This window comes from Nonomuraea sp. NPDC054003, from assembly GCF_055585125.1.
The window spans coordinates 61,091-75,833 of the sequence record NZ_JBVJKR010000008.1; the positions used below are offsets into that span (position 1 = coordinate 61,091).

Below are 14,743 nucleotides of genomic sequence, written 5' to 3' on the forward strand. Positions count from 1 at the left end.
GCGCTCCTGTCGGGAGATGCGAGGAAGTGACCGATGCGCCGCTACAGGTTCGGCTGGGTCGCCGCCGTGGTAGCCGGGGGATTCGTCGTCGCGGTCGTCGTGTCGGGGGCCGTCGCCGCGGTGACCGATGACGGCGGCCATCTCTGGCTCCTCACCGGCGTCCTAGGCCAGGGTCCTGGCGGGTGGGCGACGGTGCTGCCGATGGTGGCACTGGGGGTGTTGCAGGGCTGGGGGTTGTGGCAGATCCTGCGCGGGCGGTCCATGAAGGAGAAGGCCGAGCCGGCCGGGGACGCTCGTCTCCTGCGGGCCGTCCTGTACGCGTCGCTGCTCTTCGAGTTCGTCCCCTCGCCGTGGTGGGTCGGCATCCTGGAGGACGCCCTGCGGGTGGCTCTGGTGGTGCTGCTCTACCGGGTGCTCAACCGCGCCTCCACGGTGGTGCGAACGGTCGCGCTGGTGGCGGGGGTGTACGGTCCGGTGGCCGGGCTGGCGGACATGGTGCTCGACGTCGGCTCACTCCGTCTGTTCGGGTTGCCGTGGCTCGTCTGGATGGTGCTGACGCTGGTCGCCCAGGGGAGGGACGGCCGGTGGAGCCGTGCCACGGTGTGGTTCGGAGCGGTGCCGGCAGCGGACTTCTTCTTGCCGGTGACTGTTTCCACCCTCGTCCCGGACGGCCTTGCCACCTTCTACTGGATCTCGATCGGTAGCCGGGCGTTCGAGGTGTTCGGGTTGGTATGGCTGGCCCGTACCGCGAACGAGCTCGGGAGCCGGCCGAGGGAGCCGGCGCCTGGCCGCGGGCACGATCCTCGTGGACCGTGGAGGCCGGCGCTCGCCGGGACCGTCGCGATGGCAGTGCTCGTCCTGGTCCCGGTGTCAGACCACGTGCCCGGGCCCGTCACCACGTCAAGAGCCTGCGAGCGGGCGGAAGACGAGCGGCGGTGGGACGCCTCGGCTCCGTCGATCACCGGTGAGCGGGCCTTCGTGTGCGAGGTACGCACATCAGGCAAGCCGTCGTTCGCGCAGGGCATGCCGGACGGCAGGCTGATCGTCTACGGGCACCGCCTGTGCGGCGCCTACACCCGCGCCGACCCGCGCGAGCTGGCAGGACTGCGCGGGAGCGACGGCCTCGACCCGGCGGACCTGGCGACCCTCCTGGCGGGCATCTGTCCTCGCGCCGCCGCCACGCTGAAGGCGGCGGCCGAGGCCGAGCAGCGGGAACTGCTGGCTTGGGAGGCGGCGCAGCAGCGCGAATGCGCCAAGGTGCCCCGTCACCGCCCTTTGATCAAGCCCGTGAAGGCGACGGTGGTGAAAAGTCCCATCTGGCCGGAACTGCCCCTCCAGGCGTACGAAGAGGGAGCCGGGACCGACCCCTTCGAGGACGACCTGATGGACCGCGCGCAGGAGAACGACCTGGTCGCCTCGGCCCCCGGCCACCTCATCGTCTTCGCCAGCACCTCAGTCCGCTCCTGCGTCACCGTCGAAACGTACGCCCGCCGCCCGCCGATGGAGACCAAGGGCTGGGCACACGTCGTCGAGGTCGGCTACCACAGCCCGGAAGGCAGCATCGTCCTGCACGACGGGCTGGCCGGCGCCTTGCTCCCCGACCTCGCCGCCCACGGCAAGGGGCACTACCGGATCCGTGTCCATATGAGCCAGATCCCCTGGGAGGGGGAGGAACGGGGCGCACAGCGGCTGCTCATCATGTCCTACCCCGGCCGCGGTGACCGCGTCGTCGACCACCGCTCCCGCACATCTGGCGGAACACAACCAGGCACCTGAAGTGCGACGAAACCGGGTGACGGCCGCCGCCCGGTGGCAGGTGTGGGCGGCGGCCGTCGGTTCACAAGGGAAGGTCACCCGTGGCCGAGGCGGTGGAGCCGGTGGCCTGGTAGGCGGCGATGGTGCGTTCGGCGATGCGCATCTGGTGGATCTCGTCGGCGCCGTCGGCGAAGCGGGCCCAGCGGGCGTGCTGGAACATGTGGGCCAGCGGCGTGTCGGTGGAGTAGCCGAGCGCGCCGTGGACCTGGATCGCCCGGTCGATGATGCGGTTGAGGCTGTTGGCCACGAAATGCTTGGCCATGGACACCTCGGTGCGGAAGTCCTCGCCGCGGTCGATCTTGTAGGCGGCGTGCAGCACCATCAGCTTGCACTGGTAGAGCTCCATCGCGGAGTCGGCGATGAGCCACTGGACGCCCTGCTTCTCGGCCAGCAGGGAGCCGTGGCTGTGGCGGTTGAGCGCCCGGTCGACCATCATGTCCAGGGCCGTCTCCGCCTGGGAGATCCAGCGCATGCAGTGGGCGAGCCGGGCCGGGCCGAGGCGATACTGGCCGAGGCGGTGGCCGTTGCCGCGTCCGCCGAGTATCTGGCTGTCGGTCACCCGCAGGTCCTTGATGACGATCTCGCTGTGGCCGGTCGAGCCGTGCATGGTCTCGACCTCGCGGACGTCGTTCCAGCCTTCCTGCGGGAGGTCGATGAGGAAGGCGGTGTTGGCGCCGCGGTGGCCTTCGGGGACGTCGTCCTCGGTCCTGGCGATGAGGATGGCGAAGCTCGCCCGGCGGGCGTTGGAGATGAACCACTTGTGCCCGTTGATCACCCATTCGTCGCCGTCCTTGACGGCGCGGGTCTGGATCAGGGTGGGGTCGGAGCCGGCCACCTCGGGCTCGGTCATGGCGAAGCAGGACATCTGCCGGCCTTCGAGGAGCGGCCGGAGATACTTCTCCTTCTGCGAGTCGTCCGCCCAGTGCAGCAGCGTGTGCATGTTGCCCTCGTCGGGGGCCTGGCAGTTGAGCACCCACGGGCCGAGCCGGGTCTTGGCCGCCTCCGACTGCACCATGGCCAGCTCGACGTGGCCCAGCCCCATGCCGCCCCACTCCTTCGGCATGTGCGGCAGCCACAGGCCCTCCGCCTTGGCCTTCTCGCGCAGCGCGAAGATGCCGCGCAGGTAGGCGTCCCGGTCGCGCTCGCTCAGCTCGTCGCTCGCGGGGATCACGACCTCCTGGATGAAGGCGCGTACCCGCTTGCGGATCTCCTCGTGCTCCGGGGCGAGGGTGAAATCGATGGCCATGGCATTCTCCTAGATGTCGGGGAAGTGGCAGGCGACGTAGTGGTCGCCGCCGTTCACCGGGCGGATCTCGGGCTCCTCGCGCGCGCACCTCTCGGCGGCGCGCGGGCAGCGGGTACGGAAGCGGCAGCCGGACGGCGGGTCGACCGGCGACGGCGGCTCGCCGCTGATGAGCCGGTCCGCCGGCGGCAGGTCGAGCCCGCTGCCGGGGATGGCGGCGAGCAGGGCCTTGGTGTACGGATGGGCGGGCCGGGCGATGAGGTCCTCGCTGGGCGCGAGCTCGCACGTCTTGCCGAGATACATCACCAGGATCCGGTCGCTGACGTTCTTCACCACGGCCAGGTCGTGCGCGATGAACACCAGCGTCAGCCGGTAGCGCTCCTTGAGGTCCTCCAGCAGGGCGAGGATCTGCGCCTGCACCGACACGTCGAGCGCCGACACCGGCTCGTCGCAGATCACCACCTCCGGCTCCAGCACCAGCGCCCGCGCGATCGAGACACGCTGGCACTGCCCGCCGGAGAACTCGTGCGGCCGCCGCACCGCCGCCGTCGCCGGGTCCAGGCCGACGGCCTCCAGCACCTCGTCGACGTCGAGGGCGCCGCGCCCCCACACCTTCGGCCCCTCCTCGACGATCTCCCGGACGCGGCGGCGCGGGTTCAGCGACGAGATCGGGTCCTGGAAGATCATCTGCAGCCGCCGCCTGACCCGGCGGAGCGCCTCGCCGCGCAGCGAGGTCAGGTCGAGCCCGTCCAGCCGCACCGAGCCGGCTCGCGGGCGCGGGAGCTGGATGAGCGCCCGCGCGGTGCTCGACTTGCCGCAGCCGGACTCGCCGACGATGCCCAGCGTCTCGCCCTTGGCCAGGTCGAAGCTCACGCCGGAGACCGCCCTGACCGTGCGGCCGCGCCCGGCGGGGAACTCCACGTACAGATTCTCGACCTGGAGCAGCACTTCGTCACGCGGGCGCAGGTGCGCCGTCCCGCTACCGGCCATGGCTCTCGGCTCCTTCCGGCGCGCCGGCGACCGCCGATCCGGTCGGGTGCCAGCAGGCGTAGAGATGGTCGTGGTCGCCGGTCAGCGGCGGGGCCTCCGCGCCGCACCGGTCCTGGGCGTACGCGCAGCGCGGCCGGAACGGGCAGCCCGGCGGGACGTCGGCCAGGTCCGGCGGACGGCCGGGGATGACCCGCAGCCGGTGGTGCGACGGGTCGGTGAGCCGCGGCGCCGCCTGCAGCAGCGCCTCGGTGTACGGCATCCGGGGCCGGGCGAAGACCTGCTCGGCGGGGCCGTGCTCGACGACCTTGCCCGCGTACATGACGATCACCTCGTCGGCCCACTGCCGCACCACCGACAGGTCGTGGCTGACCAGCACCACGGCCATGTCGCGCTCCTCCCGCAGCCGGTGGATGAGGCGCAGCACCTGGTCCTGGATGGTGACGTCGAGCGCGGTCGTCGGCTCGTCGGCGAAGAGCACGTCGGGGCCGCAGGACAGCGCCATGGCGATGGTGACCCGCTGGCGCATCCCGCCGGACAGCTGGTGCGGGTAGCGGCCCAGCGTGCGGGCCGGGTCGGGGATGCCGACGGAGGCGAGCAGCCGCGCCGCCTCCTCGCGGGCCCGCTTGCGGCTCATGCCCAGGTGCACCCGGAGCGGCTCGGTCACCTGGGTGCCGATGGTGCGGACCGGGTTGAGCGCGGTCATCGGGTCCTGGAAGACGGTGCCGAGCCGGCGGCCGAGCACCTGGCGCATCTCCTCGGGCGTGAACCTCGTCAGGTCGTCGCCCTCCAGGCGGACGTGCCCGCCCCTGGACACGTCGGCGGCGGGCAGCAGGCCGAGGATGGTACGGATCAGCATCGACTTGCCGGAACCCGACTCGCCCACGATGGCGAGGGTCCTGCCGCGCTCCAGCGTGAAGGACACCCCGTCGACGGCCTTGACCGTGCCGCGCGGGGTGTGGATGTGCGTGCGCAGGTCGTCGACCTGGAGCAGGGCGCCGGTGACGGGCTCCGCCACGGGAGCCGCGGGCAGCGGCGCGGACTGCCGGGCCGGCTCCAGCCCGATCTGCCGCACGTCGGTCAGCGCCCGCAGCCGGTCGCCGACCAGGTTGAACGACAGCACGGTCAGGAACATGACGATCGAGGGCGCCAGCACCACGTGCGGGGCGGTCTCCATCAGCGTGCGGCCCTCGTTGATGAGCCCGCCCCAGGTCGGGGTGGGAGCCTGCACCGACAGCCCGAGGAAGGCCAGGCTGCCTTCGGCCACGATGACCACGGCCATGCCGATGAAGGCGTAGGAGGCGGCCGGCACCGCCACGTTCGGCATGATGTCACGCCACAGGATGCGGCGGTCCCGTACGCCGAGGACGCGGGCGGCGAGCACGAACTCCCGCTCGGCGAACGACAGCGTGGCGCCCCGGATCAGCCGCACCCAGGCGGGGATGCCCAGCACGCCGAGCACGATGAGCACGTTGCGCAGGCTGGCCCCGGCGAAGGCCACCACGGCCAGCGCGAACACCAGCGAGGGGAAGGCCAGCGCGATGTCGTTGACCGCCATGATCACCGCGTCGGCGAAGCCCTTGCGGTATCCGGCCAGGACGCCGAGCGGGGCGCCGAGCCCCAGGCCGAGCACCACCGCGCCGATGCCGACGCCGAGTGAGACGCGGGCGCCGTGCACGACGCGGCTGAACACGTCGCGGCCGAGGCCGTCGGTGCCGAAGGGGTGCTCCGCGCTCGGGCCGGACCGGGGCGGGCCGACCAGCGTCTCGTCGTAGCCCGGGATGGGCAGCAGGTCGGCCAGCGCGGCCGCGGCCACGACCAGCGAGATCCACGCGGTCGCGATCCAGAATCCGGCTCCGAAGCGCCTACGCACGACGGATCCTCGGGTCGACGGCCGCGTACACGACGTCCACCAGGAAGTTGACCAGCACGTAACCGACCGAGATCAGCACGACGCCTCCCTGCACGGTCAGATAGTCGCGGGAGAAGATGGAGTCGACGATGAGCCGCCCGATGCCGGGCAGCCCGAAGAGCGTCTCGATGATCACCGTGCCGCCGATGAGCGCGCCGAGGTTGAGCCCCACGGCGGTGATCAGCGAGATCGCCGAGGGCCGCAGCGCGTGCCGCCACAGGATGCGCCGCGGCGACAGGCCGCGGGCCCTGGCGAGCGTGATGTAGTCCTCCTGCAGGGTCGCGATCAGGTCGGCGCGCAGCAGCCGCGCGTAGACGGCGAGCTGCCCGCAGCCGAGCGTGATCGCGGGCAGCAGCACCGAGGTGAGGTTCCAGCCCAGGTCCACCGAGATGGGCGTCCACCCGGTGGCTGGCACGACCTGCCAGGTCACCGCGAAGATCAGGATGAGCAGCACGCCGAGCACGAACACCGGCGTGGACAGCAGCGCGAAGCTCATCGCGGTGAGCGCCTGGTCGAGCGCGCCCCCGGCCCGGCGGGCCGCGGCCACGCCCACCGGGATCGCCAGGCCGAGCGCCACGAGCTGCGCGGCGACGAGCAGCTCCAGCGTGACCGGCAGCCGCTCGGCCAGCTCGTCGGCGACCGGCACCCGGGAGATGTAGGAGGTGCCCCAGTCGCCGGAGAGCAGGCCGCTCAGCCAGTCGGCGTAGCGGACCATCAGCGGCTGGTCGAGCCCCATGTCCGCGCGGAGCTGCGCACGGGCCTCCTCGGTGGCCGAGATGCCGAGGATCTGCGTGACGGGGTCGCCCGGCAGGAGGTTGAGCAGCCCGTAGGACAGGAACGTCACCACGAGCAGCACCACCACGAGCCGGACGAGCCGGTGGACGACGAGGATCACTGTGTGCTGATCCAGACCCCGGAGAACGGGTGGTAGGGGATCGGCGCGCCGGTCAGCGGGAGACGCTTCTCCCCGTCGGGCAGCACCTGCTCGTCGATGCCGCGGACCTTGGTCTTCGCGATGATCGCCCCCGTGGTGAGGTGGTCGAGGAAGACGTACGGCACCTGCTCGCGCAGCCGCTCCTGGACCGTGGCGTACGCCTGCTTGCGCGCGGCCTCGTCAGGGGAGACCCGGCCGATGTCGAGCGCCTTGCTGAGCTGCTCGTCCTTGAGCCGGGTGAAGTTGAGCGAGACCTTGCCGACGGGCTGCGCGTAGGCCTGGTGCAGCCAGATGTACTCGCCGTCGGGGTCGGAGGAGGAGAACGCGGTCCACACGGTGGCGTGGTAGTTGCCGATGACGGCGCGGTTGATCAGGTCCGGCTGGTCGGCCTGCTTGATCGTCACGTCGATGCCGGCCTTGCGCCACATGTCCTGGACCAGTTCGACGCCCTGCATGGTGTTGGGGTCGGGCGTGGAGATCACCTCGAACTCGACCGGGCCCTTCTCCGCCTCCACCTCCTTCACCAGGGCGGTGGCCTTGGCCAGGTCGAAGGCGGGGTAGGCGCCCTGGTCGGAGTACCACTTGGAGTCCTTGGTCCAGGGACCGTCGGCCGGTTCCGTCAGCCCGCCGCGCAGGGTCGAGACGACGGCGTCGCGGTCGGTCGCGTGCGCGAGGGCCCGGCGCACCCTGACGTCGTCGAGCGGCGGGACGGCGGTGTTGAGCATGAACGTGTACTCGGGCGCCGGCATGCCCTGCGTCCGGTACACCGCGTAGGCGTCCTTCTGCTCGCCGTACTTGACGATGTCCTCGTCGCGGGTGGTGCCCATGGCGTCGACGCCGCCGGCCTCCAGCGTCTGGGCGCGGGTCTGGCTGTCGGGCAGGACGCGGAACTCGATCTCGTCCAGGTACGGGAGACCGCTGCGCCAGTAGCGGGGGTTCTTGGTGACGACCATCCGGCTGTCCGGCACGTACTCCTTGAACACGAACGGCCCGGTGCCGACCGGCTTGAGGCTGGCGGCCTGGGGGTCGGCCAGCGACGCGGGCGGCACGATCATGCCGACCTGCGCGGCCAGGTAGTAGGGGAAGGCCACCCAGGGCTGCTTGAGCTTGACCGTGACCGTCATCGGGTCGGTCAGCTCGATGGAGTCGAGCGGCTGGAAGACGGCCGTGTTGAGCGGGGACGCCTTCTGCGCCTCCAGGTTGGCCTTGACGATGTCGCCGGTCAGCGAGATGCCGTCATGGAAGGAGATGCCGTCCCTGACCTTGATCGCCCATTCGTCGTACTTGTCGTTGGGGGTGAGCGACTCCGCCAGGTACGGCTTCCAGGCGCCTTCGGCGTCCATGCTCACCAGCGGTTCGATGATCGTGGTGACCATGCTGTAGCTCTGCGCCGCGAACTGGTCGGTCACCGGGTTGAGCCCGTTGGCGTCGGCGCTCAGCGCGTACACGAGCTTGCCGCCCGCCTTCGGCCCCGACGAGTCCGACGGCGACTCACCCGCCGGCGCCGCGCCGGGCCGCTGCCCGCTGCACGCCACCAAGGTCACAGCCGCCAGCACGAGGGCCAACGGCCTGGTCCAGCGTTTCATCCACGCCTCCTCCCGGTCATCCCCCGAGAGCAATTTCACCGATAGTACTATCGGTGAAACTTCGCACAAGCGCCAGAGGGCGGATCGTTACCGGGGATCGGTCCAACTACAGTTATCGGTGGACGAGAGAAGGTAACCCGTGACCAACACACCGCTCACCAGGAGCGAGGCCAAGGACCTGACCAGGCGGAGGCTGATCAGGGCCGCCCTGGAGATCCTCGACAAGGAGGGTGAGGCGGGCCTGACGACGGTCAAGGTCGCCAAGGCCGCGGGCATCGCCCAGTCCAGCTTCTACGTGCACTTCAAGGACAAGCAGGATCTCCTGCGCGCCCTGGGCGACGAGGGCGGCGAGCGCCTGCGCCGCGCCATGCGCGAGGCCCGCCGGCAGGCCCGCGAGGCGCCCACCGAGCTGGAGAGCCACCGCGACACCTTCCGCATCCCGCTCGACGCCATCTCCCGGCATCCGGAGCTGCTGCGCATCCAGCTGCGCGCCCGCCACGACCCGTCCTCGCCGCTGCGGGAGTTCGCCACGGAGACCGCCAAGGCCTACCGCGACCATCACGCGGCCGACCTGGCCGCGCTCGGCTACACCGCCGACAACGAGCGCGACCGCCGCCGCCTGGAGATGATCGCCGAAGGCATCAACGCGGCCACCAACGCCCTGGCGATCGGCCACATCGAGGGCCGCTACCCGGAGATCGAGGAGGCCGTCGACGTGCTGGTCGCGCTGTCGAGGGGCGCGCTGCGGTGGCTGCGCTCCACCCAGACGGGCTCCTGATCAGATCATGTACGGGGCCACCAGCCCGAGCCTGCGCAGCCCGGCCGCGACCAGGTCGGCGAAGAGCGTCGCACCGTGCTCGGAGGTGTGGGTGTCGTCGCCCTTCTCCCGCGTGAGGTAGAGGCGCTCGGACCCCTCGGGGCCGAGCGCCTCTACCAGCGCGCGGCTCTCGGCGGTGAGGTCGATCAGCGCCACCCCCTGGGCCGCGGCCACCGCGCGCATCTCGGCCGGCAGGTCGACGCCGAGCCCGTTGACGATCAGCCCTTCCTGGTCGAGGCATCCGCCCCGGAACCGGCGCCGCACCACGGGTGTGACCAGCACCGGCGCGGCGCCCCTCGCCTCGATGCCGTGCACCAGGCGGGTGAGGTTGGCGCGGAACTCCACCGCGCTGGTGTGCTTGTCGTTGTGGCCGAACTGGACCAGGGCCACGTCGCCGGGGCCGAGCTGGTCGCGCATCGCCGCCCACATGGCAGGCTTGGCCAGGAACGACGCCGACGACTCGCCCGAGCCCGAGTGGTTGACCACCGACAGCCCGCGCCGGAAGTGACGCGGCAGCCGCTGCCCCCAGCCGGTGTAGGGGGCCGTCGCCTGGTCGGTGACGGTCGAGTCGCCCGCCAGGAACAGGCTCCGCCCCCTGGCCGGGCTCAGGTGCACCGAGCTCACCTCGGGATCCGGGCCGGTGAACGTGAGGGTGAGACCGGGGCTGCCGTCGCCGTCGAAGCCGTTCTGCTGGCTTTCCGGGGTGCGGACGTTGACCGTGAAGTCGCGGCGCGCGGGCCGGTCGCCGGGCGACGCCCACACCATCAGCCGCCTGGCCTCCGCCAGCACCTGGGTCGTGGCGCCGCCGATGACCACGCTGACGTCGTAGTGGCCTGGCTCCACGTCGAAGATGTGGGTGATCGGCTTCACACGGGCCCTCCTGCGCGGTCAGCCGCGAGCTGCACGCCCGCTGGCACGGGCCGGCGGGGGGAGCGTGCTGAGCGGCAGCGCGATCGCACGCTTGAGGATCTTACCGGTCGGGCTCACCGGAAGTTCGTCGAAGACCGAGATGTGGCGGGGATACTTGTACGGCGCGACCCGTTCCTTGACGAAGGCGCGTAGTTCGTCCGGATCCACGGGCTCCCGCAGCGCCACCACGGCGGCGATCTCCTCGCCGAGCTCCGGGTGCGGAACCCCGATGACCGCGGCCTGCCGCACCGCCGGGTGCTCGTACAGCACCTCCTCCACCTCGCGCGGGTAGACCGTGTAGCCGCCGCGGAGGATCACGTCGCGGCGCCGGTCGACCAGGAAGAAGAACCCGTTCTCGTCCACCCGGCCCAGGTCGCCGGTGTGGAACCAGCCGTCGCGGATGGCCTCGGCGGTGGCGGCCGGATTGTTCCAGTAGCCCTTCATCACGTTCGGGCCGCGCACCACGATCTCGCCGATGTCGCCGCACGGAACCTGGCGCCCGTCCTCGCCGACCACCCGCATCTCGATGCCGCGCACCGGCCACCCGATCGAGCCGGGCCGCCGGCCGTCGCCGCCCCTGTTGGTGGCGGCCACCGCGGAGGTCTCGCTGAGCCCGTACCCCTCGACGATCGCGCAGCCGAAGCGCTCCTCGAAGGCGCGCAGCACGTCGAGCGGCAGCGGGGCGCCGCCGGAGACGCAGATGCGCAGCAGCGACAGGTCGGCGGCGCCCGGGTGGTCGAGCAGCGCGATGTACATGGTCGGCACGCCCTGGAAGACCGTCACCCCGTCGCGGCGCATCATCTCCAGCGCCCGGCCCGCCTCGAAGCGGCTCATCAACGTCAGCCGCGCCCCGGCGTGCACGGTCGCGTTGAGCGAGCACGTCTGGCCGAAGGAGTGGTAGAGCGGCAGCGCGCCCAGCACCACGTCGTCCACGCCGAGCGCGTGCATGCGGGCGATGGTCGCGGCGGTGCCGCCCAGGTTGCCGTGGGTCAGCTCGATGCCCTTGGCCCGGCCCGTGGTGCCGGCCGTGTAGTGGATGACGGCGGTGTCGCCGTCGTCGCGCGCGGCCACCCCGGGGTCGGCGGCCAGGCCGCGCAGCAGCCGGCGGAACTCGTCGGGCACCACGAAGAAGCAGTCGGTGCCGGTGGCGGCGGCGCCGGCCTCGGCGGTCTCGGCGAAGGCGTGCCAGGCGATCAGCAGGCGCGGCCCGCAGTCGCTCACGTACGCGGCGATCTCGCGCTTGCGCAGCAGCGGGTCGAGCGGCACCACGACGGCGCCCATGCGCAGCACCCCGTAGTAGACCGCGGCGAACTCCGGCACGTTGGGCAGCATGATCGCCACCCGGTCCCCGGTCCCGATGCCGCGGCCGCGCAGCAGCGTCGCCACCCGCGCGGACATCGCGTCCAGCGCCCGGTAGCTGAGCACCGCGTCGTCCAGCGTGATGACCGCTCTCTCACCGAGTCGCTCGGCGGAGGTGTGGAGCCGGTCGGCGAGGTTCATGGGAACGACCGTACGTCCGAGGTCCCCCGGTCCTCATTGGTCGCGGTGGCCAGTCTTTTCCGCTCGGGATTGGTGGGAGGCAGCGAGTCCTGCAGCGCGATCGCGACCAGCAGCTCGACGAGGTCGTTGATGTGGCGCAGGCTCCGGCCGGTGCGCTCCTGGATGCGGCGCAGCCGGTACTGAGCGGTGTTGGGGTGGATCTGCAGCCGCTCGGCGGCGGTGCGCAGGTTGAGGTCGGCGGCGGCGAACGCGCGGATGGTGGCGGTGAGCACGCCGCCCCTGGCCCGGTCCTCGTCCAGCAGCGAGGTGATGCGCGGGTCGACGAGGTTGCGTGCGGTGTCGTCGGCGCCCAGGGCGAGGTACTGGAAGGGGGTGATGCGCGGCAGCGCGGCCACCCCGCCGTCCTCGGGCAGGAAGTCGATCACCGCCCGAGCCTCCTGGTAGGCCTGCGGGATCCGGGCGATGCCCCCGCCGACCGTGCTGATGCCCATCGCCAGCACGATACCTTCGGCCAGCAGCGACTCGCGGAGCGCCTGCAGCCGGTCGCACAGCTCCTCCGGGTCGCCGTTCTGGCCGAGCACCGGGACGGCCACGATCTCCGACTGGCGCACCACCGACAGCGTCCGCCCGCCGGTCCTCGCGTTCGCCCCGGTGTTCAGCCGCGCGAGCGCCGCGCACGCGGCGTGCCGGGCGTCGGCGCCCCGGTCCGGCCCGCGCGGCACCGCGGTGCGCGGGCCGAGCACGACCGCGACCACCACGAGCAGCGGCGTGCGGGTGTCCTCGCACAGCCCGTGCGCCTGCGCGGCGGCGAGCTGCGGCCCGCGCGTCGGCACCGCGCCGGCCAGCAGCGTCTCCAGCAGGTCCCGGGTCTCGCGGACGGCCTCCGCGGCCGCGTACTGCTGGAACTCCATGTACGCGTGGGCGGCGTGCGTGCTGGCGAAGTCGCAGTACCGCATGAGCGGGGCCGCCAGCGACAGCGCGGCCTCGCGCCCGGCGGCGGTGTGGCCAGCCCTGGCCAGCACCGACTCCCAGAACACCTGCTGGCCGACCCTGAAGGCGTTGATGTAGTCGGCCAGCGCGATCCCGGCCCTGGCCCGGCGCATCGCGGCCTGGCGGACGTAGGCGATGTCGTCCGGCTTCACTGTCCTGTCCTCGAACAGCACGGCGAGCTTGCCCCGGTAATGGCGCACCACCTGGTCGCGCACGTCGGCCAGGAACTCCTCGCTCTGGGCCGCGTAGGCCGGGATCTCGGCGCGCATCGTGACCACGGCCGCCCCGGCGAGCTTTTCGACGTCGGAGAGTAGTTCGGAGAGGATCCGCGCGCGCTGCGCCCGGACCGGCTCCGCACCAGTGAACGTTTCCATACCGGAACCACTGGACATGTCCGGGATGATCCCCGGTGGTTGCGGGGAGGTCAACGGCTCGTAACCGCTCCGAGACAGTCGCTGTGTCCTGTGGACAACCTTCGGTGCACATGTTGGGTCGCCGTGCCCAATGCGGCCGGAGACGGGCCGAACCTACGCTGACCCCAACTTCAGAACATTCTTCCGCTCGCTGTGCCCCAGGAGGCCGGATGCTGGAAGTACACGATCTTACCGTCCGGTTCGGCGGCATCACGGCGCTCGACGGCGTCGGATTCTCCGTGGGGAACGGCGAGATGGTGGGCCTGATCGGACCCAACGGCGCCGGCAAGACCACCCTGTTCAACTGCCTGACCCGGCGCTACCAGGCCGACGCGGGGCAGGTGCGCTACAAGGGCGAGGACCTGCTCGCGGTGCCGCCGCACGCCATCGCGGCGCTCGGCATCGCCCGCACCTTCCAGAACCTCGGCCTGTTCCCGCGCATCTCCGTACGGGACAACGTGCTGGTCGGCGCGCACCACCGGGGCAGGGCCGGGTTCCTCACCGCGGCGCTGCGGCTGCCGGGCGTGCGCGGCGAGGAGCGGCGGCTGCGGGCCCAGGCCGACGCCGTGCTGGAACGGCTGGGCCTGTCGGCCGTCGCCGACCACCCGGCCGCCGGGCTGCCCTTCGGCACGCTCAAACGGGTGGAGCTGGCCAGGGCGCTGGCCGCGGAGCCGCGGCTGCTGCTGCTGGACGAGCCGGTCAACGGGCTCAGCTCGGCCGAGGTCGAGGAGTTCGCCGGCACCCTGCGCGCCATCCGCGACGACCTGGACCTGACCGTGGTGGTGGTCGAGCACCATATGGGCTTCGTCATGAGCACCTGCGACCGGATCGTCTGCCTGGACTTCGGCAAGAAGATCGCCGAAGGCCCGCCGGCCGAGGTCCAGCGCGACCCCGGCGTCATCGAGGCCTACCTGGGGACGGCGGTATGAGCGAGCTGGTGGTCTCCGGGCTGAACGCCGGATACGGCGGCGCCCAGGTGCTGCACGACGTCAGCCTCACCGTGGGGGAGGGCGAGATCTGCGCGATACTCGGCCCCAACGGGGCGGGCAAGACGACCCTGCTCCGGGCGCTGTCCGGCATGGTCAAGGGGCGCGGCGGCGTCCGGCTCGGCGACGCCGAGCTGCTCGGCCTCTCGCCCGACGCGCTGGCCAGGATGGGCGTCGCGCACGTGCCGGAGGGCCGGGGCACGTTCATGCCGCTCACCGTCGAGGAGAACCTGCGCCTGGGCGCCTACACCCGGCGCGACCGCCTGGAAGAGGACCTCGACCGCATCTACGGCTACTTCCCCGCGCTGAAGCCCCGGCTCAAGCAGGCGGCGGGCAGCCTGAGCGGGGGCGAGCAGCAGATGCTCGCCCTCGGCCGGGCGCTCATGCTGCGCCCCCGGCTGCTCCTGCTGGACGAGCCGTCGCTCGGCCTCGCCCCGCTGATCACCCGGGAGCTCTTCCGCATCGTGCGGACCATCAACGAACAGGAGCGCACCACCGTGGTCGTCGTCGAGCAGAACGCCCATCTCGCCCTGGGCATCGCCCAGCAGGCGCACGTCCTGGAAACCGGGCGGATCGTGCTCTCGGGCACGGCGGCGCAGATCCAGGAGGACGAGCAGGTCGCCCAGTCTTACCTCGGCTATCGGGTCTGAC

Annotated in this window: 12 protein-coding genes; 4 read left to right on the forward strand and 8 right to left on the reverse strand. The window is 71.7% G+C overall.

The genetic code is table 11. The features are described 5' to 3' along the window. Positions 1-33 precede the first annotated feature (33 nt). Positions 34-1,776 carry a hypothetical protein gene (locus ACZ6YG_RS21780; RefSeq protein ID WP_466019047.1) on the forward strand — a complete coding sequence of 581 codons (1,743 nt, stop codon included), beginning with the start codon at positions 34-36 and terminating at the stop codon, positions 1,774-1,776. A 61-nt stretch (positions 1,777-1,837) separates the two neighbouring features. Here ACZ6YG_RS21780 and ACZ6YG_RS21785 read toward each other — a convergent pair whose 3' ends face one another. The 5 genes from ACZ6YG_RS21785 to ACZ6YG_RS21805 are packed head-to-tail and all read right to left on the reverse strand — an operon-like array spanning position 1,838 to position 8,477. After that, on the reverse strand, positions 1,838-3,061 hold the full coding sequence (locus ACZ6YG_RS21785) for an acyl-CoA dehydrogenase family protein (RefSeq protein ID WP_364226135.1): 1,224 nt from the start codon (positions 3,059-3,061) through the stop codon (positions 1,838-1,840). 9 nt (positions 3,062-3,070) lie between these two features. Next, a complete protein-coding gene (locus ACZ6YG_RS21790) occupies positions 3,071-4,048 on the reverse strand; it encodes an ABC transporter ATP-binding protein (protein ID WP_148034028.1) in 978 nt (325 codons plus the stop codon). Then, positions 4,038-5,918 (reverse strand): dipeptide/oligopeptide/nickel ABC transporter permease/ATP-binding protein, encoded by a 1,881-nt coding sequence (locus tag ACZ6YG_RS21795; protein WP_466019048.1) that lies wholly within the window; start codon positions 5,916-5,918, stop codon positions 4,038-4,040. Before ACZ6YG_RS21795 ends, ACZ6YG_RS21790 begins: the two co-directional genes overlap by 11 nt. After that, positions 5,911-6,852, reverse strand: coding sequence for an ABC transporter permease (locus ACZ6YG_RS21800; protein ID WP_308248976.1), 942 nt, complete (start codon positions 6,850-6,852; stop codon positions 5,911-5,913). The genes ACZ6YG_RS21795 and ACZ6YG_RS21800 overlap by 8 nt, the downstream gene beginning before the upstream one ends. Beyond that, positions 6,849-8,477 carry an ABC transporter substrate-binding protein gene (locus tag ACZ6YG_RS21805; RefSeq protein ID WP_466019049.1) on the reverse strand — a complete coding sequence of 543 codons (1,629 nt, stop codon included), beginning with the start codon at positions 8,475-8,477 and terminating at the stop codon, positions 6,849-6,851. Before ACZ6YG_RS21805 ends, ACZ6YG_RS21800 begins: the two co-directional genes overlap by 4 nt. 139 nt (positions 8,478-8,616) lie before the next feature. On the opposite strand from ACZ6YG_RS21805, the gene ACZ6YG_RS21810 reads away from it, so the two are divergent. Beyond that, positions 8,617-9,255 carry a TetR family transcriptional regulator gene (locus ACZ6YG_RS21810; RefSeq protein ID WP_271278127.1) on the forward strand — a complete coding sequence of 213 codons (639 nt, stop codon included), beginning with the start codon at positions 8,617-8,619 and terminating at the stop codon, positions 9,253-9,255. Here ACZ6YG_RS21810 and ACZ6YG_RS21815 read toward each other — a convergent pair whose 3' ends face one another. From ACZ6YG_RS21815 to ACZ6YG_RS21825, 3 genes are read right to left on the reverse strand one after another with little or no spacing between them, the layout of a single operon-like run. Continuing rightward, positions 9,256-10,164, reverse strand: a complete 909-nt coding sequence (locus tag ACZ6YG_RS21815) for a rhamnogalacturonan acetylesterase (protein WP_466019050.1) — start codon at positions 10,162-10,164, stop codon at positions 9,256-9,258. It lies immediately after the preceding gene. Between the two features lie 18 nt (positions 10,165-10,182). Beyond that, positions 10,183-11,703: a long-chain-fatty-acid--CoA ligase gene (locus ACZ6YG_RS21820; protein WP_219545603.1), complete on the reverse strand. Its 1,521-nt coding sequence runs from the start codon at positions 11,701-11,703 to the stop codon at positions 10,183-10,185. Then, positions 11,700-13,067, reverse strand: coding sequence for a PucR family transcriptional regulator (locus ACZ6YG_RS21825; RefSeq protein ID WP_271278125.1), 1,368 nt, complete (start codon positions 13,065-13,067; stop codon positions 11,700-11,702). The genes ACZ6YG_RS21820 and ACZ6YG_RS21825 overlap by 4 nt, the downstream gene beginning before the upstream one ends. Before the next feature lie 209 nt (positions 13,068-13,276). Here ACZ6YG_RS21825 and ACZ6YG_RS21830 point away from each other — a divergent pair, with 209 nt between their 5' ends. Together ACZ6YG_RS21830 and ACZ6YG_RS21835 are read left to right on the forward strand one after the other, a co-directional pair. Beyond that, a complete protein-coding gene (locus ACZ6YG_RS21830) occupies positions 13,277-14,035 on the forward strand; it encodes an ABC transporter ATP-binding protein (protein ID WP_466019051.1) in 759 nt (252 codons plus the stop codon). Beyond that, entirely contained in the window at positions 14,032-14,742 is a 711-nt protein-coding gene (locus ACZ6YG_RS21835; RefSeq protein WP_466019052.1) for an ABC transporter ATP-binding protein, read from the forward strand. Before ACZ6YG_RS21830 ends, ACZ6YG_RS21835 begins: the two co-directional genes overlap by 4 nt. The last annotated feature ends 1 nt before the right edge of the window (position 14,743 follow it).

Coding starts and splice junctions, on each gene's coding strand:
- ACZ6YG_RS21820 (WP_219545603.1), bottom strand. CDS start 11,703: ATGAACCTCGCCGACCGGCTCCACACCTCCGCCGAGCGACTCGGTGAG.
- ACZ6YG_RS21790 (WP_148034028.1), bottom strand. CDS start 4,048: ATGGCCGGTAGCGGGACGGCGCACCTGCGCCCGCGTGACGAAGTGCTG.
- ACZ6YG_RS21825 (WP_271278125.1), bottom strand. CDS start 13,067: ATGGAAACGTTCACTGGTGCGGAGCCGGTCCGGGCGCAGCGCGCGCGG.
- ACZ6YG_RS21805 (WP_466019049.1), bottom strand. CDS start 8,477: ATGAAACGCTGGACCAGGCCGTTGGCCCTCGTGCTGGCGGCTGTGACC.
- ACZ6YG_RS21835 (WP_466019052.1), top strand. CDS start 14,032: ATGAGCGAGCTGGTGGTCTCCGGGCTGAACGCCGGATACGGCGGCGCC.
- ACZ6YG_RS21830 (WP_466019051.1), top strand. CDS start 13,277: ATGCTGGAAGTACACGATCTTACCGTCCGGTTCGGCGGCATCACGGCG.
- ACZ6YG_RS21780 (WP_466019047.1), top strand. CDS start 34: ATGCGCCGCTACAGGTTCGGCTGGGTCGCCGCCGTGGTAGCCGGGGGA.
- ACZ6YG_RS21785 (WP_364226135.1), bottom strand. CDS start 3,061: ATGGCCATCGATTTCACCCTCGCCCCGGAGCACGAGGAGATCCGCAAG.